The sequence below is a fragment of the Ohtaekwangia sp. genome (assembly GCF_036786105.1).
Classification (GTDB): Bacteria; Bacteroidota; Bacteroidia; order Cytophagales; family Cyclobacteriaceae; genus Ohtaekwangia.
In genome coordinates, this window is the sequence record NZ_DAIQRQ010000001.1 from 157,625 (window position 1) to 179,998 (window position 22,374).

The 22,374-nt window shown below is 43.7% G+C and carries 20 protein-coding genes; 11 read left to right on the forward strand and 9 right to left on the reverse strand.

What is annotated here, in order from left to right:
* Positions 1 to 75 precede the first annotated feature (75 nt).
* Positions 76 to 1,287 carry a DEAD/DEAH box helicase gene (locus tag V7Q33_RS00710; protein ID WP_331978944.1) on the reverse strand — a complete coding sequence of 404 codons (1,212 nt, stop codon included), beginning with the start codon at positions 1,285 to 1,287 and terminating at the stop codon, positions 76 to 78.
* A gap of 226 nt (positions 1,288 to 1,513) precedes the next feature.
* On the opposite strand from V7Q33_RS00710, the gene V7Q33_RS00715 reads away from it, so the two are divergent.
* The gene (locus V7Q33_RS00715; protein ID WP_331978946.1) at positions 1,514 to 2,068 is read left to right on the forward strand and encodes a hypothetical protein; all 555 of its coding nucleotides are present in this window, start codon (positions 1,514 to 1,516) and stop codon (positions 2,066 to 2,068) included.
* Between the two features lie 66 nt (positions 2,069 to 2,134).
* Here V7Q33_RS00715 and V7Q33_RS00720 read toward each other — a convergent pair whose 3' ends face one another.
* Positions 2,135 to 2,761: an outer membrane beta-barrel protein gene (locus tag V7Q33_RS00720; protein ID WP_333818594.1), complete on the reverse strand. Its 627-nt coding sequence runs from the start codon at positions 2,759 to 2,761 to the stop codon at positions 2,135 to 2,137.
* A 210-nt stretch (positions 2,762 to 2,971) separates the two neighbouring features.
* Between V7Q33_RS00720 and corA the strand changes: the two genes are divergently transcribed.
* The 3 genes from corA (at position 2,972) to V7Q33_RS00735 (ending at position 5,515) form a co-directional block, all read left to right on the forward strand.
* On the forward strand, positions 2,972 to 3,925 hold the full coding sequence (gene corA / locus V7Q33_RS00725) for a magnesium/cobalt transporter CorA (protein WP_331978950.1): 954 nt from the start codon (positions 2,972 to 2,974) through the stop codon (positions 3,923 to 3,925).
* 190 nt (positions 3,926 to 4,115) lie between these two features.
* Complete coding sequence (locus V7Q33_RS00730; RefSeq protein WP_333818595.1) at positions 4,116 to 4,754, forward strand: deoxynucleoside kinase; 639 nt, start codon at positions 4,116 to 4,118, stop codon at positions 4,752 to 4,754.
* A 68-nt stretch (positions 4,755 to 4,822) separates the two neighbouring features.
* Positions 4,823 to 5,515 (forward strand): sulfite exporter TauE/SafE family protein, encoded by a 693-nt coding sequence (locus V7Q33_RS00735; protein ID WP_333818620.1) that lies wholly within the window; start codon positions 4,823 to 4,825, stop codon positions 5,513 to 5,515.
* On the opposite strand, the gene V7Q33_RS00740 is transcribed toward V7Q33_RS00735, so the two are convergent.
* Positions 5,516 to 6,463 carry a 1-aminocyclopropane-1-carboxylate deaminase/D-cysteine desulfhydrase gene (locus tag V7Q33_RS00740; protein WP_333818596.1) on the reverse strand — a complete coding sequence of 316 codons (948 nt, stop codon included), beginning with the start codon at positions 6,461 to 6,463 and terminating at the stop codon, positions 5,516 to 5,518.
* 95 nt (positions 6,464 to 6,558) lie between these two features.
* Between V7Q33_RS00740 and V7Q33_RS00745 the strand changes: the two genes are divergently transcribed.
* Entirely contained in the window at positions 6,559 to 7,611 is a 1,053-nt protein-coding gene (locus V7Q33_RS00745; RefSeq protein WP_331978956.1) for a PA0069 family radical SAM protein, read from the forward strand.
* A 79-nt stretch (positions 7,612 to 7,690) separates the two neighbouring features.
* Here V7Q33_RS00745 and V7Q33_RS00750 read toward each other — a convergent pair whose 3' ends face one another.
* The 3 genes from V7Q33_RS00750 to V7Q33_RS00760 all read right to left on the reverse strand — a co-directional run bounded on the left by V7Q33_RS00750 (position 7,691) and on the right by V7Q33_RS00760 (position 11,531).
* Positions 7,691 to 9,049, reverse strand: a complete 1,359-nt coding sequence (locus tag V7Q33_RS00750; RefSeq protein ID WP_333818597.1) for a dipeptidase — start codon at positions 9,047 to 9,049, stop codon at positions 7,691 to 7,693.
* 48 nt (positions 9,050 to 9,097) lie between these two features.
* A complete protein-coding gene (locus V7Q33_RS00755) occupies positions 9,098 to 10,063 on the reverse strand; it encodes an SMP-30/gluconolactonase/LRE family protein (RefSeq protein ID WP_331978960.1) in 966 nt (321 codons plus the stop codon).
* A gap of 97 nt (positions 10,064 to 10,160) precedes the next feature.
* Positions 10,161 to 11,531, reverse strand: coding sequence for an exonuclease domain-containing protein (locus tag V7Q33_RS00760; RefSeq protein WP_331978962.1), 1,371 nt, complete (start codon positions 11,529 to 11,531; stop codon positions 10,161 to 10,163).
* Positions 11,532 to 11,599: 68 nt separating this feature from the next.
* Here V7Q33_RS00760 and V7Q33_RS00765 point away from each other — a divergent pair, with 68 nt between their 5' ends.
* The 3 genes from V7Q33_RS00765 (at position 11,600) to V7Q33_RS00775 (ending at position 15,646) form a co-directional block, all read left to right on the forward strand.
* Positions 11,600 to 11,947 carry a phage holin family protein gene (locus V7Q33_RS00765; protein ID WP_331978964.1) on the forward strand — a complete coding sequence of 116 codons (348 nt, stop codon included), beginning with the start codon at positions 11,600 to 11,602 and terminating at the stop codon, positions 11,945 to 11,947.
* 73 nt (positions 11,948 to 12,020) lie between these two features.
* Positions 12,021 to 15,038 (forward strand): PVC-type heme-binding CxxCH protein, encoded by a 3,018-nt coding sequence (locus V7Q33_RS00770; RefSeq protein ID WP_333818598.1) that lies wholly within the window; start codon positions 12,021 to 12,023, stop codon positions 15,036 to 15,038.
* 95 nt (positions 15,039 to 15,133) lie between these two features.
* Positions 15,134 to 15,646, forward strand: a complete 513-nt coding sequence (locus tag V7Q33_RS00775; protein WP_331978968.1) for a hypothetical protein — start codon at positions 15,134 to 15,136, stop codon at positions 15,644 to 15,646.
* Between the two features lie 205 nt (positions 15,647 to 15,851).
* Here V7Q33_RS00775 and V7Q33_RS00780 read toward each other — a convergent pair whose 3' ends face one another.
* Positions 15,852 to 16,886, reverse strand: a complete 1,035-nt coding sequence (locus V7Q33_RS00780) for an isoaspartyl peptidase/L-asparaginase family protein (RefSeq protein ID WP_442945877.1) — start codon at positions 16,884 to 16,886, stop codon at positions 15,852 to 15,854.
* Positions 16,887 to 17,400: 514 nt separating this feature from the next.
* Here V7Q33_RS00780 and V7Q33_RS00785 point away from each other — a divergent pair.
* The 3 genes from V7Q33_RS00785 to V7Q33_RS00795 all read left to right on the forward strand — a co-directional run bounded on the left by V7Q33_RS00785 (position 17,401) and on the right by V7Q33_RS00795 (position 19,903).
* A complete protein-coding gene (locus tag V7Q33_RS00785) occupies positions 17,401 to 17,817 on the forward strand; it encodes a TraR/DksA family transcriptional regulator (protein ID WP_331979055.1) in 417 nt (138 codons plus the stop codon).
* A gap of 84 nt (positions 17,818 to 17,901) precedes the next feature.
* Complete coding sequence (gene scpB / locus V7Q33_RS00790) at positions 17,902 to 18,498, forward strand: SMC-Scp complex subunit ScpB (RefSeq protein WP_331978970.1); 597 nt, start codon at positions 17,902 to 17,904, stop codon at positions 18,496 to 18,498.
* Entirely contained in the window at positions 18,473 to 19,903 is a 1,431-nt protein-coding gene (locus tag V7Q33_RS00795; protein ID WP_333818599.1) for a pseudouridine synthase, read from the forward strand. Before scpB ends, V7Q33_RS00795 begins: the two co-directional genes overlap by 26 nt.
* A gap of 96 nt (positions 19,904 to 19,999) precedes the next feature.
* Here V7Q33_RS00795 and V7Q33_RS00800 read toward each other — a convergent pair whose 3' ends face one another.
* The gene (locus V7Q33_RS00800; protein ID WP_331978974.1) at positions 20,000 to 20,716 is read right to left on the reverse strand and encodes a methyltransferase domain-containing protein; all 717 of its coding nucleotides are present in this window, start codon (positions 20,714 to 20,716) and stop codon (positions 20,000 to 20,002) included.
* Entirely contained in the window at positions 20,709 to 21,845 is a 1,137-nt protein-coding gene (locus tag V7Q33_RS00805; protein WP_333818600.1) for a type III polyketide synthase, read from the reverse strand. Before V7Q33_RS00805 ends, V7Q33_RS00800 begins: the two co-directional genes overlap by 8 nt.
* Between the last annotated feature and the right edge of the window lie 529 nt (positions 21,846 to 22,374).

Sequence of the window (22,374 nt, forward strand, 5' to 3'; positions counted from 1 at the left end):
AGTTCCACAAAGGGATTTGTATTCATATCTATGATTTCTGTCTCCGATAGCAGTTATAGGAATGCAGGAAACAAACTATTTCTTCTTTTTGAAGCCAGGTTTAAAGTTCCTCTTTTTGAAGTTCCCTTTTTTCTTAACCTCCGGATTATATATTGGCCCCTCGCCAACTTCCGGGGGCAATGGGTTTTTAGGAATTACATCGCCGATTAGATTTTCAATACTCAGGAATTTGCGCTGATCTTTTTCATTGATAAGCGTTACGGCAGTACCGGTAGTTTCTGCGCGGGCAGTTCTTCCAATGCGATGCACATAGTCTTCCGGATCCGGAGGTACATCCCAATTAATTACGAGACTGATCCCTTCTACATCTATACCACGTGATAAAACATCGGTGCCGATAAGCATATTTACCTGCTTGTTCTTGAAAGCCCGAAGGATCTCTTCGCGTTCCTGTTGCTCCAGATCGGAGTGAAAGGCGCGTGCCGGCAGCCCACCGCGTTGAAAGGCTATGTCAAGTTTCTTGACTGTTTCTTTGGTGGAGGCAAAGATGATCACACTTTTCCAAGGCACGGTTTTAAGTACATGCTTGAGTATAGCGCCTTTCTGTGCATCATGTACCACGTACGCTTGCTGCGATATACCTGCTGCCGGTTTGGCAATAGCAATGTTGATCTCCTGCGGATTGCGCAAAATCTTGTTCGCCAGGGTCCGTATTTTAGGAGGCATCGTAGCCGAGAACAAAAGCGTTTGCCGCTCGGCAGGAAGATATTTGATGATTTTAATGATGTCGTCATAGAAGCCCATGTCGAGCATACGATCGGCTTCATCGAGGATCAAATGTTGTAAATGATCAAATTTGATTGTGCCTGCAGCCAGTAATGCGATGAGGCGACCGGGTGTGGCAATAATAACATCGGCACCTTCTTCCAGCGCCTTGCGCTGCTGATCCCACGTGGCACCATCGCCACCACCATAAATCGGCAACGAGCTTACGCCCAGAAAATATGCGAACCCTTCTATTTGTTGATCTATCTGCTGGGCAAGCTCGCGTGTAGGAGCGATTACCAGTGTGTTGAGATGTCGTGTTTGGGCATGAACTATTTTATTCAATACCGGCAAGATATAGGCTGCTGTTTTTCCGGTACCCGTTTGTGCGCAGGCAATCAGATCATGATTGTTCAGAATTACCGGTATCGCTTGCTCTTGTATGGGCGTAGGTTTGCTATATCCCATGGAATCGAGTCCATCAACAAGCTTTTCATCAAAATTAAAATCGTGGAAAGTCAAAGGCAGAGAGCTTTTTATAATGCAGATATCATCTATTACAATGAATGCTAATTAAATGTTTCTGCGAGATACTGTAAAATTTTCACCCATCAAAACTGTTACCGTTATCTGTTACAGGTTAACCGTTAATAGACGGTCCCGGATAACGATTAACATTGTAACGGTTAACGCTTCCCATCAGGACTGGCACAATTTTTCGTACTTTTAGTGTTAACAAATTCAGTCTATGAAATTGCATAACCTACTCACTGTTCTGATAACCTCCGTTATCCTGGCTTCCTGTGCGTCAAGCCCTTATGGAACCAAGGTAAAAGAACCCTTTCAGGGAAATGCTTATGAATCGAACAACCGTTTTTGGCGCGGTACCGGCAAGGGTACCAGCTCGCAGGATAACATTGCACGCAGCAAGGCTGATATAGAGGCCAAGGCTGAACTTGGCGGACAGGTGAACACCACCATGAAGCAAGTAGCGGATCAATACTTAGGGCAAACCGAAAACGAAAAGGCTGCCGATGTTGCCGATAAATTTCAAAGCCTGGTACGTCAGGTTATGAATACAAACCTTGCTGATCTGCGCAAGATGGATGAGAAGAAATATTACAATGAAAAGACAAAAGAATATACCGTATTCATTGCCTATGAGATAAAGAAAAATGCGATGCTGCGCTTTATGAAGAAGCAGGCCAAAGTTGATAAGACTATTGATGAGCGACAGCGCGAGGTGATCGAAAAGATCGTTGATGAAGAGCTTGAGAAAGCTGATGCTGAAGACCACGATTAAATAAGAACTTACAGTTTACAGGTTGAAAGTAACCCGGACGGTGTATATCGCCCGGGTTCTTTTTTGTTAGCGGGCAATGAAATATTGCACGCCAAAAGCCAGGGTTAACCAGTTGAGATTCAATCCGAATGAATTACTGGTGCGATTATTATCCGAACCATCGGGAGTATACTTGGTTGACTGATAGGACAGCGATCCATACGTTGCTTCTAATGCCCACTTTTCAGAGAGAAATAAAGCAACGCCTGGCCTTACACCAACGCCATAATAGAATGTATCATAAGACGCTCCTTCAGGTTTGTATTTTCCAAAACCAATAGATGCATCTCCCTGAAAAAAGAATGCAGCGTGCTCCCCCAGAGATTTATAGTGTCGATAATAAGGTGTGATCGAGAAGAGGCTATTTTTTGATTGGTTTTTGTCCAATCCTGAGAACTCTGATGTGTTCGTAGTGGATGTAAAAGAAAGAGACAATCCCACTACCGACTTATCTGAGAAAAATAAACCAGCACGTGGAGATAATGCAAAAGAGGTGCTTTTGATGCTATAGGGTAAACCAGGATAGTAGTCGTATTGATCATTTTTCTGGTTCGTATAAGATAGCGAACCACCAAGTTGAAGATTTCCTTTTGCCAATTGAGCAAATGAGCATGTGCTGCTAAGCAGCATAGCAAGCATTAAAACGTGTTTCATTTTGAATATGGGGTTTAGAGTGATTTTTATTGTGTTATACAAACGGAATGGAAGCCGTTGAGCAACGTTGCAGGGAATGGAAATATAAATCGTTTTCTAAGAAATACAGGGGATGTTGGGAATAAGTTTTTGCATAAACACCGGCAGACTTAAACTTGCCGCCACATTTTATTCACGGGGATGCTTTAATTTGCAGCGCTATAATAGTTTATGATCAGGGTCTATACAATCAGGCAGGGAAAGCTGGAGCAGTTCAAAAATCTGCCGCGCGAACAGATTGTGAAACTTTCGGATATCATCTGGATCGACTTGCAGGCACCTACGCAGGATGAGAAGGAATTTATTGAGAAGAATTACAAGATCGAATTCTTTACATATCAGGAAGTGCAGGAGATCGAGAGTAGTTCGCGCTTTCTGGAAACGGATGAGACTACAGAGATCAACCTTACCTTTGTATCCAACCAGGAGGCAGAGTTATCAATTCAAAACGTTACGTTCATTCTCAAGAACCGTGTACTCTTTACCTATCGGCAGGGCGATCTGAAAATTTTTGCTGAAACAGTTCGCCGCATGAAGACGATGAATGCTGAAGCAAAAGAACATGGCCTTGATGTTTTCCTCACCATTCTTGAAACACGCATTGATAGCGATGCCGATCTTATTGAAGGTATTAACCGAAAACTGAATGGCATCAGTAAGGATTTGATAGCACGTAAATCATTAAAAGAAGATTTGCTGCTCGGTATAGCACAGTTGCAGGAGAACACAATGGTATTACATGAGACAATCACAGAAAAACAGCGTGTGGTAAGCTCGCTTATTCGCATTCCGGAGTTCAACAAAATGGAGAACGAGCGATTGAAGATCATTATTAAAGATATTGGCTCACTGCTTCAGCATGCACAGTTCAGTTCTGAGCGTCTGGAATATTTGCAGAATACATTTCTCGGTCTTGTAAATATTGAGCAGAACACTGTGATTAAGATTTTCACGGTTGTTACTGTAGTGTTTATGCCGCCTACTTTGATTGCCAGTATATATGGTATGAACTTTAAACACATGCCTGAACTGGAGTTGCTCGGAGGTTATCCTATGGCCATAGGGTTGATGATTATTTCATCGTTGGCCTTTTTGTGGTACTTTAAGAGAAAAAACTGGCTATAGTATTTTGCTATTGTTTCGAATAAATCACACCGCCTTTCATTACCAGCAATGAGCGTATGTGAAAATCTAAAATACATATTTTCCTAAAATGAAGACATTATTTTCATAAGCGTTACGACTTTCATCGCGTGGTGTGCGGTTTGCAGCCAGCGGTATTTTTCCACTACCTTCACATGCAAAAACCAAAGTCGTGCAACCACAACATATTGCTATCTGCGGAAATATCGGATCTGGAAAAACTACCCTCGCTCAAAAGCTCTCCAAACATTATGGATGGCAGGCGCTGCTGGAGTCGGTCGATGATAATCCATATCTGAGAGATTTTTATGGCGACATGAATCGCTGGGCATTTCATGTGCAGATGTATTTTCTCAACAGCCGTTTCAAGCAGGTAAATAAAATACGCGCTACAAACGACAAGACTACGGTGCAAGACCGAACGATCTATGAAGATGCCTATATCTTTGCAACGAATCTTCACAGCAGCGGATTTATGTCGGAGCGTGACTTTCAAAGTTACCTCGACACATTTCATTCGATGATTGCCTATGTGCAGCCGCCCGATCTGCTCATATACCTTAAGGCCGATATACCAAAGCTGGTTCGCCAGATTGAAAAGCGTGGACGTGATTACGAGTATGCCATTCGAATAGATTACCTGCGCAATCTCAACGAACACTACGAACAATGGATCAATAACTATACATCCGGCAAACTGTTGGTGATTGATGTTAATAACCTTGACTTTGTAACAAGAATCGATGACTTTGCTCACATTGTAAGCAAGATTGATCTGGAGCTGAACAGTCTTTTCAACCAGGCCTCTTAACTAAGTATAGTTTGATAGCGCTTTTCTCCTTCCAGCTCTCATCATCAGATTTACTTATATTTTTATTGGTGGCAATCTTTGTCGGCATGTCCAAGACGGGTGTGCATGGTACGGGTATGATCTCTGTGCCGTTGCTGGCTTCCGTTTTTGGTGGTCAGCTTTCCAGTGGCATTATGCTGCCCATATTATGTATAGCCGATGTGATCGGCGTATGGTACTACCATCGTCATGCATCGTGGGTACACCTTAAGAAACTTTTTCCGTGGGCTGTAGTCGGTACAATTGTGGGAACTATAGTCGGGAGTATGATCGATGATCATATTTTCAGAATGATCATGGCCGTAACCATCATGGCGAGTGTAGTAATTATGTTATGGCTCGAACAACATAAAGAAGATATACCCGACAACAAACCGTTTGCGGCTGTTACCGGAACAGCAGGGGGGTTTACTTCCATGGTGGGAAATTTGGCAAGCTCGGTAATGGCAGTATATTTCCTTTCCATGCGTCTCCCTAAGGATGCCTTTATAGGAACTACCGCGTGGTTCTTTATGGTGATGAACTGGTTCAAGGTTCCGTTCCACGTTTTTGCGTGGCATACTATATCGTGGAATTCATTTTTGCTTGACCTGATAGCACTACCTTTAATTGGTATAGGTGCATTCATTGGGATATTGATTGTGAAAAATATACCGGAGCGGATCTACCGCTTGTTTATTATCGGCATGACACTGGTAGCAGCGATTATGATGTTGATATAATTATACAAGAAGCTCTTCGTATGCAGCAGTTCCCTGCAATCCTCCCGTGTGGATCATCAGTATTGTAGAGCCTTTTCTGAATAGGCCTGCCTTTGCTTCTTCCAGTATAGCCCACAATACTTTACCGGTATAGATAGGGTCGAGGGGAAGGTTATAAGATTCCTTAGTCTCTTTGATAAAGGCAAGCAATGCAGGTGTTACCTTGGCATAGCCTCCATGATGATAGTTGTTCAGTATATTCCAGTTCTTATTATTGACAGAAATACCTTCAGCTTTTTCGTAGACGTGTAAAAGACCTTCGACTTCCTGCTGAAGGAAATTTCCTTTTAATGCACTGACACCAACAATCTGTTTGGCGGCATCGGTGCCTGCAATGATACCCGCTATCGTTCCGCCAGTACCCGCGGCGAGATACAAGTAGTCGTATGATAAAGAGGAAAGCGTTAGTGTGAACTCTGCACTTCCTTTTACAGCCAATGCATTAGAGCCACCTTCCGGTATCAGATAAAAATTACCAAAGCGCTCACCGAGATCTGCTATAAAATCAGCTTCGCTTTTTTTTCTATAGGCTTCGCGTGAAATGAAATATAGCTTCATGCCGCACGACTGTGCGAAACGCAACGTTGCGTTGAGCGGTAAAACTTCTTCTCCACGAATAATGCCAATGCTTCCAAATCCTGCTTCACGTGCAGCGGCAGCTGTGGCGTAAACGTGATTCGAGAAAGCGCCACCAAACGTGAGCAATGTCTTTTGTTTCTGGCGATGCGCTTCTTCCAGATTGTATTTGAGTTTCCACCATTTATTTCCGGAAATGAGAGGATGATTGAGGTCTTCGCGTTTGATGATTAAACGCACACCTGCTTCGTGCAAAACAGGATGATGAAATTCCTGAACAGGAGTGAATTGATAGCTTAACAAATCGCTGAATTGTGAGCGAAAATAGTCCATAAAATCAGCCTGAAAAAATTAACTAATTATTTTAGTGTTGATAACTAAAATAATTAGTAACTATGTGATGTGATTAAAAAGAGAGGGAGGCTTTTATGGAAGAAGAATATTTCAAAGGCCGGGGAGCGCAGATTAAAACCGTTAACAAATTTTTGAAGGCCGAATATGTCACTGAACATATTGAAGGCTTGGATGAGCCATTGTTCTCAGCACCAACAACACAGGTATTTTTTGAGAAGTCCAAGAAGATCGTGAACAAGGTGGATAGTCCTGATCTTCGCATGATGTATTCCTCCAATCCATATCAGGGATGTGAGCATGGATGTATTTACTGTTATGCCCGCAATACACATGAATATTGGGGATTTAATGCGGGGCTTGATTTTGAAAGCAAAATCATTGTAAAGAAAGATGCACCAAAGTTGTTGGAGAAATTTATACTCCATCCCAATTGGCAGGCTGTGCCGATCAGTGTATCCGGAAATACGGATTGCTATCAGCCGTTGGAAAGGAAGTACGAGCTTACCCGAGGTATGCTCAAGATCTTTGCACGTTACCGGCATCCGTTGGGAATGATTACCAAAAACAGTCTCGTGCTACGCGACATAGACTTACTAAAAGATCTCGCGCAGGATAACCTGGTGCATGTATATATATCAATTACCACACTGGATGAAGACCTGCGGAGAGTGATGGAGCCCAGAACGGCCAGTGCTGCCAAGCGACTACAAACAGTAGAGACTTTGTCGAATGCAGGTATACCGGTGGGCATTATGAACGCGCCGATAATACCGGGCCTTAATCATCACGAAATACCGCAGATATTAAAAGCAGCAAGTGACCGCGGAGCATTGGGTGCCGGTATGACAGTGGTGCGTTTGAATGGTTCTATTGGAAAGATATTCGAAGACTGGCTGCGAAAGAATTTTCCGGATCGCTTTGAAAAGGTGTGGCATCAGATATGCGAGATGCATGGAGGCAATGTAAATGATTCACAATTTGGAAGGCGCATGACGGGTGAAGGTAACTTTGCAGAAGCGATACATCAACTGTTTGCTGTATCCAAGAAAAAATACTTTGCCGGCAAAATAATGCCTGCTATAGATTTGACCAAGTTCAGAAGAGGAGGAAATCTCAGTTTGTTTTAATAAACGTTGGCGGCTAATAAACAACAAAGGTGCAGTTTTTACTGCACCTTTACTTTATTATATACCTTCTGTTGCATTGTCATTTCTTTGCAAAGTGTTTGTAGAATGCTACAATGGTTTCTACACCCAACAGGAAGTTATTAACACCATAATGTTCATTGGGAGAATGTATAGCATCGCTGTCAAGACCAAAGCCCATCAACACAGTATCTAGTCCTAATTCTTTCTTAAAGAGAGCAACGATTGGTATACTTCCACCATCGCGAGTCGGGATAGGACTTTTGCCGAACACTTCTTCGAATGCTTTGCTGGCAGCTTTATAGGCAGCAGAATCTGTTTGCGTAACAGCCGGTTCGCCACCGTGATGTGCCGTTACTTTTACCTTCACATATTTTGGTGCTATCGATTCAAAGTGTTTTGTGAACAACTCGGTAATCTCGGCACTTACCTGGTTTGGCACCAGGCGCATGGATATTTTAGCATGTGCTTTTGATGGAAGAACCGTTTTGGCACCTTCGCCAGTATATCCTCCCCAAATGCCATTTACATCTAAAGTTGGGCGCACGCCAGTTCGCTCCAGCGTGGTATATCCCTCTTCACCTTTTATCTCATCTATACCCAGTTCTTTTTTATACTCTTCCAAATCGAAAGGAGCTTTATTGAGCGCTTCACGTTGCGCTGCAGTTAACTCAGCAACTTTGTCGTAGAAACCTTTTACGGTAACTCTTCCCTTGTCATCATGCAGCGAAGCAATCATGCTGCACAATGTATTGATCGGGTTTGCCACGGCACCACCATATACACCTGAATGCAGATCCCGGTTAGGACCGGTTACTTCTACCTCCATATAACTCAATCCACGTAGCCCCGTGGTGATAGAAGGATGCTCCAGCGATATCAACGCTGTATCAGAAATAAGAATAATATCTGCTTTTAATCTTGCCTTGTTTTCTTTTACAAACACGCCCAGGTTATCGGAGCCAACTTCTTCTTCGCCTTCTACCATGAACTTTACATTGCAGGGTAAAAGGTTAAGCTTCATCATGGCTTCGAAAGCCTTTACATGCATATATACCTGGCCTTTGTCATCGCAGGCACCGCGTGCAAAGATCTTATCGTCTTTAATAACCGGTTCGAACGGAGGAGAGTCCCATAAATTTATAGGATCGGCCGGCTGCACATCGTAGTGTCCATATACCAGGATAGTAGGAAGGGAAGGATTCACGATCTTCTCAGCATATACAATCGGGTGGCCTTTCGTTTCGCAGATCTCTACAGAGTCTACACCCGCAGCGGTAAGTTTTTCTTTCAAGAACTCAGCAGCCCTGCGAACGTCTTGCTTATTGCGACTATCGGCACTGATGGAAGGAATGCGCAACCAATCAAAAAGCTCAGTCAGAAAGCGATCCTTGTTTGAGGAAATGTATTCTTTGATCATGTCCGGTTATTATGAGTTGGGTGGCAAATTACAGGATCAATCGGATTGTCAATACACCTCATTCAATTTTATCTTCATGATAATAATGTCCTCCAACTTTTCAGGGTCCTTTATTTTTCCCTGGCTGGAGCCGATAATCTGCAATAACTGGCTGTTGGCAATAAAGTAGAAGTAGCCATCGGCCAATACACCTGTGGTAGGGATATTGAACAACGAATCAGATTCGCCTAGAAAGTCAACCTTCTCAGCTCGCCTGTTATCTGGTGTCATTACAATTTTCTGAATAGACTCCGGGAAGAACGTATTCTGCACGCCAATCAAAATGTTGTTGTAACGATACAAGCCATCGAATCCCATCATCCTATAACGGTCGTTCAACAAAGGTGTGATTGCTTTTGTCTGTATATCAACCATAGCAATACCCAGCGAACCGGTTGTGCTTACCAGCAAATGCTTTTCATCTTGCGAAGCGGTTATACCATTGGCCCACATTAAACTTCCCGGCTTTGTAAATTCTTCCAGCGTTTTGCTGTCTCTGCGAACAACCCAGAGCATGCTTGCTTGTGTATCGGTTATAAAAACATCGCCATTCTTGGTAATATAAAGATCATTAAATAAGTGAACGCGATCATCCACCAGTTTAAATCGCTTCACCATTTTCTTTGTGTGCAGATCATATACATGCACGTTCGAAATGCGATTAACGGTGTCGTGTTCCGAAGTGTTGTTGCAAGCCCACAGAAAACCTCTTGCATCAACCTTCATTCCCAGCACCTGCTCAATTTCGTCTGCGCCAGATGAAATGAAATCACTCACTTTTCCATCGGCTGTTATCTGTACAATTTTCTTTTTGTAAATGCTGCCCACGTAAAACGACTTATCAACCGCATTGTAGGCAATGCCTTCCGGGATAAGATTTTTTTCTTCCAGTGTAAAAGCGATTTCAGGTTTTGTCTGTGCGCTCAATAGTGTGAAGTAAGACAAGAACGTAAGTAAAAAGAAGAGTTGCTTCATGTCAATAGAATCAAAAGTTTATGAGTCGCTACAACGCCTGCCTTAACATGTTGAGTATGTATGTGGCTGGGTGTTGTTTGCCACACTATATATTTCATCAGAATACTACCACCTCAGTTCCTCTCGGGTTGGTGAGGTATGAATTGATAAGATTTTGAACCGTAGGTGTTTCGGTGCTCGAACGAACATAGCTTCGGGCCGACTCAAAGTCAACGATTGATACATCTTTGCCTATATATCCGAAACCATAGTAAGTGCCTTTGTCTACAAGCACTACAGACTGCTCTTCTGTATTTCTTCCCCGCCCTATAATTGCCGCTGAATTACCGGCAACTTTAAAGGTATCAATTGCTTTATATATCCGTTTGTTATATCGCTTCACAGTCTCCACACCTTCGCATGCACCGTGGCACTCACCGGTTTGATAATTGAAACACAATCCCTTTGCAAGCTGTAGCCCGCAGAGTTTGGGGCACAAATCAAATTCGCGCACTTTCTCCCATAAAAAATTCCAGGCATCACCTTTGGTGCTGAAGCGGATCAACGGCTGTGAGCCACGTGTAACCATGTTTACCGAAAAACGCAAATAGCCATTGCGATCTTCGTATTCAAAAATGCCCCACTCTTCAACTTTATACTTTTGAGCCTGATTATACTTGGGCCACAGTCTTCGTATTTCCTGCGACTCGAGTATCAACGCAATCAGTTCATTGCCGGTTAGCTCGTAGCTGATATGATGAATTTCATTTCTGATCTTCGAGCGACTCCACTCGCGCGCATCACCGGTAAAATGTCCGGCAATTCTCTTCTTGATGTTGATGGCCTTACCAACATAAATAACCTGGCCACGTGCATTGTGGAAATAATAAACTCCAGGTTGTGCCGGAAGTTTGTCGAACTCCTCCTTTGGAAGATTGGGTGGAAGAATGGTTTCTCCTGAATTTTTCTTCAACGCCTTAGCGATGTAGTTATCGCGATCGCGCCTTAGTAACTGATCGAAAATTTTTACAGTAGCATGTGCATCACCATGGGCGCGGTGGCGGTTCGAAATCTGGATACCAAGACTTTCAGACAATGTTCCCAAACTATAGGAGCGAAGTCCGGGTATAATTTTGCGGCTGAGGCGGACTGTACACAATTTTTTTGACTGCCAGTTTATACCCGCCAACTCAAACTCGCGCTTCAGAAAAGAATAGTCGAAATGCGCGTTGTGTGCTACAAATACTTTTCCGTCAATCAGGTTAAAAACAGTTTCGGCAATCTCCTCAAAAGTTGGAGCATCCAGCACCATCTCCGTGGTAATTCCGGTTAAGCCGGTTATATAAAACGGAATATTTCTTCCCGGATTTATCAGCGTATGGTACGTGTCTGTTATCTGGATGCCGTCATGCAGGTAAACAGCAATTTCTGTAATGCGATGGTTTGCCGCATATCCTCCGGTCGTTTCAATATCAACTATCGCGTACATGGTCGAAATTTAAAATTTGACTTGTTAAGGTAAAAGCAGAAATTCAATCAAAATTTAATGCATTCAAAATGAACGGAATTGTGCGATTTCTGCTGTCTGGCCTCGCTGTACTTTTAACGTCTTACCTCTTGCCCGGGGTTCATGTAGAACATTACGGTCATGCATTGCTGGTGGCGGCTGTGCTGGCCATTGCCAATGCTATTGTAAAACCTGTTCTCATCATCTTCACTATTCCCATCACCATTTTCACACTCGGATTGTTTCTGCTTGTGATCAATGCACTCATCATCATGCTGGTAGATTACTTCGTGCCGGGTTTTCGCGTAGATGGGTTCTGGTGGGCATTAGCATTCAGCCTGATACTTTCTGTTTTCAACAGCTTATTCACCGATCTTTCGAAAGACAAAGAAAGATAATCTGCAGCTTTTTTGCAGGATAGTTAATAGGCAAAACCTCTTTATCTTTTAGCAATTTTAGCATTGCCCCCTTATGAAATATCACGTTGGTATAGTGGTGATCGTGTTATTAGTGGTCTCCTCATGTTCATCCAAAAAAACAACACCATCAAACGATGAACGCTCACCGGAAGCTTCACTCGCTGATCTGAAAGTTCTCGATGGACTCGAAGTAACATTGTTTGCTTCCGAGCCCATGTTTAGCAACCCAACGAACATGGATATAGATGCGAAGGGACGTGTGTGGATATGCGAAGCCTACAATTATCGCAATCAGCAAAATCCTGAAAATCCGGTAAAGAAAGAAGGCGATCGCATTATGATTCTGGAAGACACAGATGGCGATGGCAAGGCCGATAACAGTAAAGTATTTTATCAGGGCACCGATGTTAATGCAGCACTTGGTATCTGCGTGCTGGGTAACAAAGTGATTGTATCATGCAGTCCTCATGTCTTTATTTTTACAGACGAGGATGGCGATGACGTTGCTGACAAAAAAGAGATTTTGTTTCAAGGCATAAAAGGTGTGCAGCACGATCATGCTATACATGCGTTTCTCTTTGGGCCCGATGGCAAACTATATTTCAACATGGGCAACGAAGGTGTGTTGCTGGTCGATGCGAAAGGCGATACCGTAACCGATGTGCTCGGCTATAAAGTAGTTGCCAATGGCAAACCGTATCGCGATGGCCTGGCACTGCGTTGCAACCTCGATGGCAGTGAGGTGGAGGTCCTCGCCAATAATTTCCGCAATAACTATGAGTTAACGGTTGATCCATTCGGAACAATCTGGCAATCGGATAATGATGACGATGGTAATAAAGCCACACGCATTAACTATGTAATGGAGCATGGCAACTTCGGCTATAAGGATGAAATGACGGGAGCGAGCTGGCACAAGCGAAGAACCAACATGGAAAAAGAAATTCCATTGCGCCATTGGCATTTAAATGATCCGGGTGTGGTTCCTAATCTTTTACAATCGGGTGCCGGATCGCCAACTGGTATCACGATGTATGAAGGTGATATGTTGCCTTCTTCCTTTTATGGACAGATTATTCACGCGGAGCCCGGTCATAATGTAGTGCGTTCATATCCCGTACAAAATGATGGAGCTGGTTATAAAGCTACTATTGTAAATATACTCGAAGGTCAGAAAGATCAGTGGTTTCGTCCGGCAGATGTAACCGTAGCGCCCGATGGATCTTTATTTGTGGCAGACTGGTATGATCCGGGTGTAGGCGGCCACCAAATGGAAGATCTGGATAGGGGAAGAATATACCGTATAGCAAAACCAAAAGCTTCCTATACCATTCCTGCTGTTGATGTTACGTCACCGGATGGTGCGGTAAAAGCTTTGCTTAGTCCTAACCCGGCAACGCGCTATATCGGCTGGACGGCCATTGCTGCCATGCAGGACAAAGCAGAAAGTGCTTTATTAAAACTCTGGAAATCTGATAATGTGAGACATCGTGCGCAGGCACTTTGGCTCCTGGCAAGACTCGAAACAAAAGGTGACCACTATATAGCACAGGCACTTGCCGATCCGCAAAGTAACATCCGCATCGAAGGCATTCGCGTTGCCAGGTTGCTGAAGAAAGATATACTTCCTCTTGTGAGGCCGCTGGTAAATGATTCGACCGCACAGGTAAGAAGGGAAATAGCATTGGCGCTTCGCGGAAACGCAACACCGGAAGCTGCTGATCTGTGGACACAACTCGCATTGCAGTACGATGGTAAAGATCGCTGGTATCTTGAAGCATTAGGCATCGGTGCCTCCGTTACAGAAGATTTATACTTTAACTCCTGGAAAAAGAAAGTAGGAAATAGATGGAACACACCTGCCAACAGCGATATTGTGTGGCGCAGCCGAAGCCGTGCGGCCATACCACTATTGGCAGAACTTATTAAAGCTTCAGATGACAAAGCGATGTTACGGTATTACAGAGCTTTCGATTTTCATAAAGACGGGTCGAAACAAGATGTACTTTCACAACTTGTTCTGCACACGCAAGGTGATAAGGTGTTGTATGCACTCAAACACATCGATGCATCCAAATTGAACATAACCCCGCCGATCAAACAGGCATTGAACAAAGTATTGGATCGATACAAAGGCAAACTGGAATTTGTTGAGCTGGTATCTTCTTTCAAGTTGCAGGATCGTGCCCAGGACCTTCTTCAACTGAGTATACAGTATCCGGATAGTGCAAAGGGAAAAGAATCCATCAAAGCACTGCTCGACTGGAATCGTATAGACCTGATCAATCGCGTGCTAAATACTTCTGATCGCGATGAAGCGCAAGCCATGATCAAAGCATTGCAGCCCTATATGTACGATACCAAAGCTATTGCTATTATGGAGCGCGTGATGATGGACACTTCGAAAGAAATGGAACTGCGAAAGCTGGCAGTAAAAACATTTGGTGGCCCATGGGAATCTGAAGACAGGTTATTGGCACTGGCCAAAGAGAAAAAAATTCCGATCACACTACAGGCTGCAGCGGCTGGCGTATTTCAAACAGCATGGCGCGCGACACTTCGCGAGGAGGCCGCTAAATACTTGCGACTGCCCGGCAGTAAAGAAGGAGCATCGTTGCCAACAGTGTCTGTATTATTGGGTAAACACGGGGAAGCTGCAAAAGGAAAAGAAGTTTTCAAAACGATTTGCAGTGCCTGCCATCGGGTAAACAATGTGGGAGTAAGTTTCGGTCCAGACCTGAGTGAGATAGGTGATAAGCTACCGAAGGAAGGTATATATACTGCCATTCTTTATCCTGATCAGGGCATTAGTTTTGGCTATGAAGCCTGGCGCATAAAGCTGCACGATGGCTCTTCGGCTTTTGGAAGAATTGTTTCAGAAACGGAAGACAAAATCGATATGCAGTATATGAGCAATCAACAAACTGTGTTGAAGGAAAATATAGCCAGCAGAACAAAGCTGGAAAGTTCGCTGATGCCTTCTAACCTGCAGGCTACCATGAGCGAGCAGGAACTGGTTGATCTCGTAGAATATCTCGCTACGTTGAAAAAGAATGAAACTGCACTATGATTTTATAATTTACTAGAGAACAGCCACTTGCTGCGATAACGGCAATTGGCATTGCGTTTGCCTTACACCAGACAGGTATATTTAAAACCTGAAATATGAAAACAAGATTAGGTTTACAGGCAACCCTGGTAATGTTTCTGATAGCAGCCGTAACAACAGCACAGGCACAGCGAAGAGGTCATGATCACAATCAACACGATAATAATCGCGGTGGTCAGGGAAACGGCTATGGACATGGAAACCATGACCGCGATTATGACCGTGACCGACATGATTATCGTGATCATTATGATCGTCACGATCGAAGAGATGTAGTGGTATATCATCATTACTGTCCTGCTCCCGCACCAAGAGTCGTGAATCATTACTATTATGATCGCCCACGCTATGTATACTACCGCGACTATGATGTATACTACGATTGCCACCGCCAGGTATTTATTTCATTCTCAGGAAGAAACTGGACGGTGAGTGTTAACAGACCTGTTTGTATGGATCGTGTAGATATATATCGGGCAGCGCAGGTAAATGTAAATTATTACGATGATGATTTCCCTGTATACCTGGATCAACAAAGACCACACGGAAGAGTATATGCAGAGTGGTAACTAGATAGATAAGTGAGAACCTGCCGGCCGGATCTTTAGTTCTTTCCAATTTGGAACGAAGGACAATCCGGCTGGCATTTTGTTTCAACAATATATAGTCGTGAGACGAGCAATTTAATCGCGAATATATAACAGGGATAACTTTACAGGAGGGTTCTATAGCTGCCTCAAACTCAGCCTGTTTGAAGTAATCTTTATAAATCGGTCAATCCTTGTAGATAAAGGTTTTTCCTTCACCTCTCTTCTTGATATACCCACGATACATACCAGCCGTATTAAACGTCATGGAAACGTTCCCTTGCCGGTCGAGCGCTATAATGCCACCGTCTCCACCGAGTGCTGGCACCTTCTTCATCACAACACTATCAGCCGCTTGTTGTAGAGAAAGTCCGGAGTATTTTTTCAATGCCGCTATATCATGTGCTACGGCAAGTCGTATAAAATATTCGCCCCATCCCGTTGATGAAACTCCGCATGAAGTATTATCGGCATAGGTGCCGGCTCCTATAATCGGAGCATCTCCCACACGACCATATTTTTTGTTTGTCATGCCACCGGTTGATGTACCTGCTGCTATATTTCCAAACTTGTCTAAAGCAACCGCTCCTACGGTACCAAATTTTTTATCTTTAATATAAGGATCGATCTCTGCAGCGGTCTTGTCTTTTTCAGTCTCAGCTTCTTTGGCTTTGATCCATTGTTTATAGCGCAGCGAATCGAAGAAGTATGATGGATCTACAGTCTGCAGGTTTTGTTCACGGGCAAATTTCTCTGCACCTGCACCGATCAGCATCACGTGTTCTGATTTTGTCATTACAGCATAAGCTGCTGTGATCGGATTTTTTATAGTAGTAACTCCAGCCACGGCACCAGCCATCAGGTTGCTTCCATCCATAATCGAAGCATCGAGCTCATTCTTACCTTCACTGTTAAATACGGCTCCTTTACCGGCGTTGAACAACGGAGAATCTTCCATTACTTTGATCGCTGCTATCACTGCATCCAGACTTTTACCACCACGTTCCAATACGGTATAGCCACTGTCGAGTGCCTGCTGTAATGCTGCATGATACGCGGCCTCACGTTCGGGAGTCATATTCTCACGTTTTATTGTGCCAGCGCCGCCGTGTATCACCAGCGTTATAGGTCCGGCAGTTGTTTCCAGCGAGGAGGTTTTATCAGTGCTATTGCTGCAGGCCATACCTGTTATCAGGAGAAAACAGGGTAAAATTCTTTTCATAAGATTGGGTTAATGATTAGGAAAGGTAGGTATTTGCTGCTATAATGCGATTCGGGAATTAATTAGACAATATTTTTTGTTTTCGTGTGTCAGCGCATAATTTTGCGCATCTTTTACCAAACGGGAAAAAAACCATATGGCTAAGAATAAAAAGACCAGCGCTAAACCTGCTAAAAAGGCAGCTAAGGCGAAACCTGCAGCTAAGGTAAAGAAGGCTGCCCCTCCAAAAGCGAAGAAAGTACCGGCCAAAAAAGTTGTGGCAAAAAAAGCTCCTCCCAAAAAAACAGCGCCGGCACCTAAAAAAGTAGTAGCCAAAAAAGAGGCTCCCAAAAAAGTAGCAGCAGCACCTGTCCCGAAGAAAGTAGAACAAGTAGAAAGAAAAATAGAGAAGGCTGAAAAAGTTGCTCCTAAAAAAACAGAGAAAACAGTGGCGGCTCCACCAAAGCCAATAACAGCAGCATCAAAACCCGCTCCTCCACAATTAAATATTTTCCCCGTGCCGAACCAGAGACCGATTGCTCACAAGCCTGCACAAGGTGTAGCATCCAGTGATGAAAGAACAAGATATTCTGAAGAAGAATTGAAGGAGTTTGAAGGACTCATTAACCGTAAGCTCGACAAAGCGAAAGAAGAGTATAAAATTTTAAAAGATACGCTGAATCGCAATAACGATGAGGGTACTGATGCCACTTCTGGCGGAAATACCAAAGTGCTGGAAGATGGTGCCGAAACTGCAGAGAAAGAAAACCTCAGCCAATTGGCAGCACGTCAGCAAAAGTATATAACCAATTTGGAAAACGCCCTGGTGCGTATTAAGAATGGTACGTATGGCATTTGCTCCGTAACAGGAAAGCTGATACCAAAAGAGCGATTGATAGCAGTGCCGCACACCACACAGTCAATTGAAGCCAAAATGATGCAACAGGATTAACAAGCTTCCCCTCTCAAACAGAGGGGATTTTTGTCTCCAAAGATTTTAAAATAGAGTTATCTTTAGTCACTAACACAGAACACCGTGGACTTCTTACAAAATCATATTGAGGCGCTGATCTTTTGTTCGCCAGGCCCAATCAAAGTGGTTGATATAAAAACCTGTCTTTCCGAAATGTTCAACGCAGACGTTCCGGACGAAGACATTGCCGGGGCTATACAACGACTTGAAGAAAAATATATAGCCGATGAGTACTCATTCCAGCTGTACAAAGCAGGAGGCGGATACCAGTTTCTCACCAAGCCTGCTTATCAGGCAAGCATTGGTATCATGCTGAAGCAACAATCTAAAAAACGATTGTCAACTTCTGCCATGGAAACACTTTCCATCATTGCGTACAAGCAGCCTATCTCTAAAACAGAGATTGAAAATATACGCGGTGTAAACTGCGACTATGCTGTTCAAAAACTGCTGGACAAAAGCCTTATAGAAATTACCGGTAAAGCGGACAGCATCGGCCGCCCAATGTTATACGGCACAACACCAAAGTTCATGGAGTACTTTGGTATCAATGACTTGGCAGAGCTGCCAGTGCCTAAAGAGTTTACAGGCGATGTAAGTACAATCGGAGAGAATACAGACCTAAAAGAAACAGATGCCCAGCCACAACAAGAGCAATAATCGTTCAGGAAGATCGCAAGGTCGCAGTAGTAATAATGCAGCACGGCCAGGCGGCAGAACATCAAAAGGTGGCCGCGATGCGTCTGCGAAAGGACCAGGTAAACCAGCAAGAAGAGATACCCCTGGAAAATCATTCAGCAAAAAATCAGGAGAGGAGTTTGCTCCCAGACGCTCATCGGCATTTTCAAAGCCAGGTAAAAAATACTTTACCGGTAAAAAAGAAGATTCATCCGAGACTAGAGGTGAGCGTGCTGCCAAGCCATTCAAACGTACAGGCGGTAAAGATTTTGATAAACCATTCCGCTCAAAGCGTGGAAATGAATCAGGGGAGTCGCCTCGCAAGTCATTTAATAGCTCAGGCGACAGATCATTTAAGCGTGCGGGAAATAAAGAGCAGGATAAGTCATTTCGTTCCAAGCGCAGTGACGACTCCGGAGAATCTTCCCGCAAGTCATTTGATAAACCCAGTGAGAGATCATTCAAGCGCTCGGACAGTAAGGATTTTGACAAGCCGTTCCGTTCAAAACGGCGTGACGATTCAGGAGAATCATCGCGTGAGTCATCAAGCGACAGACCGTTCAAGAAAAGATCTTCGGAGGAAGATTCTTCACGAGGATTTGCTAGCAGACGAAGAACTACAGGTGGGCGCCGCAGCAAGGATGCCGCGCAGTCGTACGATGATGCCCCGGCACAAACAGAAAAAATTCGCCTTAACCGTTACATAGCCAACAGTGGTGTTTGCTCCAGACGCGAAGCCGATGAACTCATTACTATGGGACTTATCTCGGTAAATGGAACCACTATAACAGAGTTGGGATATAAAGTAAATCCGGGCGATGAAGTTCGCTACGAAAGCAAAGTACTAAGAGCAGAAAAGCCTGTATATGTTCTGCTCAATAAGCCGAAAGGTTATCTCACTACTACAGCAGATCCGCAAGAGCGTAATACAGTAATGCATCTGTTAGGCAATCACATCAAAGAACGTATATATCCTGTAGGTCGATTAGACCGCAACACAACCGGATTGTTACTGCTTACCAATGACGGCGATCTTGCCGATAAACTGATGCACCCTTCGTATAACGTTAAGAAAATATACAAGGTGGAACTGGATCGCCCGCTAACCAAAGCAGACTTCCAGAAGATATCAGAAGGTATACAGTTGGAAGAAGGTAAAGCGATGGTAGATGATCTCGCTATCATTTCGGAGGATGGCAGAACCGTAGGCGTGGAATTGCATATAGGATGGAACCGCGTGGTAAGAAGAATATTCGAATCGCTCGAATACCAGGTAGTAAAGCTCGACCGCTCGGTATATGCAGGGCTTGATAAAAAAGACCTCAGCCGTGGTGAGTGGCGCTTCCTAAAGAAAGACGAGATACTCCGCCTAAAGCATTATAAATAACAAATAGAGGATCAGGAATTTTCTGATCCTTTTTTTATGTCTCCACAAGAGTATATATAGTTTGAGTATATACATCATGGGTTGAAAAGATATCAACTATTGATTAGCAGATCTGGCAATTACCTGCCAGCGAAAAGCCCACTTCCATTGAATGGAGAACTTTTGTACCGATGCTTTATTTAACGTTGTTGTCAGCTCTTTCTTTGTAAAGGCGCGAAGTACAGAAAGAGGGGCATCGTATTTCACCATGGAAGATTTTGAGAATAACCGGGTCAACAACCGAATAGAATAAAATGCCAGTGGGTGCCGATGTATGTCATTGATGATAAAACCCGTTGTTACCTGCTGCGACAATTGTCTGAAAAAAACGGAGAGCTGATCATCACTGAAATGATGATAGAACAATGTACCGATGACCACATCAAATTTCATAGCGCGAAACTCTTCGGAGAAGATATCAATTGCCTGTAGCTGTATCTGGGGCAATTCCTTCAAATTGGTTTTAGCAAACGCTATAATGCCCGGGTTAGCATCTATACCCGTTAGCACCACCGGTATACCATTTCGTAAAGCCCAATGGTAAATGAGCCGCAGCATATCACCACCACCGCAACCAAGATCGGCAATGTGTATAGGTTTTGCTGTGCCGTTTTTTCCGATAAGTTTTTGCAGTGCATCAATAGTTACCTGATTACCTCCGAGCCATGTGTTAATGAATTCCAACTCACGCAGCGTTTGATCAACCACCTCACCCGAGCAGTTGAGGTCGTCCATAATTTCCAGGTCGCTTGAGCGCTGTGAGAAATCAGGCATCGTATATCTCAAATTTGAGCAGCATGCTTTCCAGCGTAAGACCAGGTCCAAATGCAAAGCTCAGCACTTGTTCATCATTGTCGGTACCGGAGGCATTTTTGAAAACTTCATTCAACACAAACAATACTGTAGGAGAAGACATATTGCCGAAGTTCTTCAGCACAGTATAAGCATGTCTATTCTGCTCTTCGGTTATGCCAAGCTCCTGCTGAATAGCTTCAAGTATCTTTTTACCCCCGGGATGTATAGCAAAGTGACGTATACCTTTACTATTGTTCTTGGCACGTGCGAGCAATAAATTGGTCAGGTCACGTATACCGCCTCGAATGATATCAGGCACATAGGTGGAGAGCTTCATTTCAAAGCCAAGATCGCCTATACTCCAGGCCATATCGTGTTTTCCTTCGGGGGCCAGGTCACTGTGAAAGGCCTCTATCCTTAAGCTCTTTCTGGCGGGAGCAGCTTCTACCAAAAGCGCTGCAGAGCCATCGGCAAAAAGTGCATTGGCCAGCAGATTGTCATCCGTTGGCTGCCGTTGAAAGTGGAGGCTGCAAAGCTCTGTACAAACAATAAGTACTTTGGCTTTTTGATCTGCCTTGCAAAAAGCATCGGCTACCTTCAAGCCATTAAAGGCCGCATAGCAACCCATAAAAGTTATACTGGTGCGTTGTATAGTAGAGGGTAATGCCAGTTCCTGCACAAGCTCTATGTCAAGGCCAGGTGCATACATACCAGTGCAGCACACCACAATCAGGTGCGTAATTTCTTCAGTTCGGAAAGCAGAAGAGGGAACAGAGCCCTGTAAATTTCGCACGGCTGCTAGACTTATACCCAATGCATGCTCGCGAAATGCAAGCAGTCTTTTTTCAGTAGAAGGAAACGGTTCGAGATTCGGTGTATTGGGGTAAAATGAGAACGAATCCTCCTTTCCATAGTCGTCCAATACCGTGTGGCGATAGTCGATACCACTTGCTCTAAATATAGTATGAAGCTTTCGGCTATCGGCAGCATTGAGGTTCATGGACTTTTCCATAAACCTGGCAATGGTCGATTGACTAAAGCGATGCGGAGGATTTGCCGTGCCAATGGCGGTGATATAACTCATTCCCTTCTTCTGTAAAGATTTCAACCTTCTTCAGGGTGCGTAGGTTTCTCAGCCTGAAAAAAAGTTAAATAAGTATACTTTCAAAGGGAGAGTGATATAAAAAAGTAATAAGTCTCGAAAACAGCCAGTTTATTATGATGTAAAAGTAGCTTTTCCCAACAAAGTGCCTTGACTTAGTAAGGCGATAACTTCGTAAAATAGCAAGAAAGCAGCCGGAATCGGTATAAACTTCTGGATTTATAAGGAGGGATAATCGCATTGCACCCGGTTTAACACGATAATTACTTTACCGGCTCATCCATGATTTATGACAATTCACTCAATGAATGTTCCGGATGGTCAAATTAATTTTTAAAGCATACAACTTTCGCCATACCTTTTGTGTCAAATAGAGCATGACCCTGGAAGTAATGTTAACAAAGCGTAAAATTTTACTCGTACTGGGAATCGTTGTGGCGATTGTGATCGGCTTTTATACCGGCCTGTTCGGAATGACGGTGTAGCACGCTGTAAGTGCCAACCGTTTACTATAAGAAATTAACAGTCAATATAC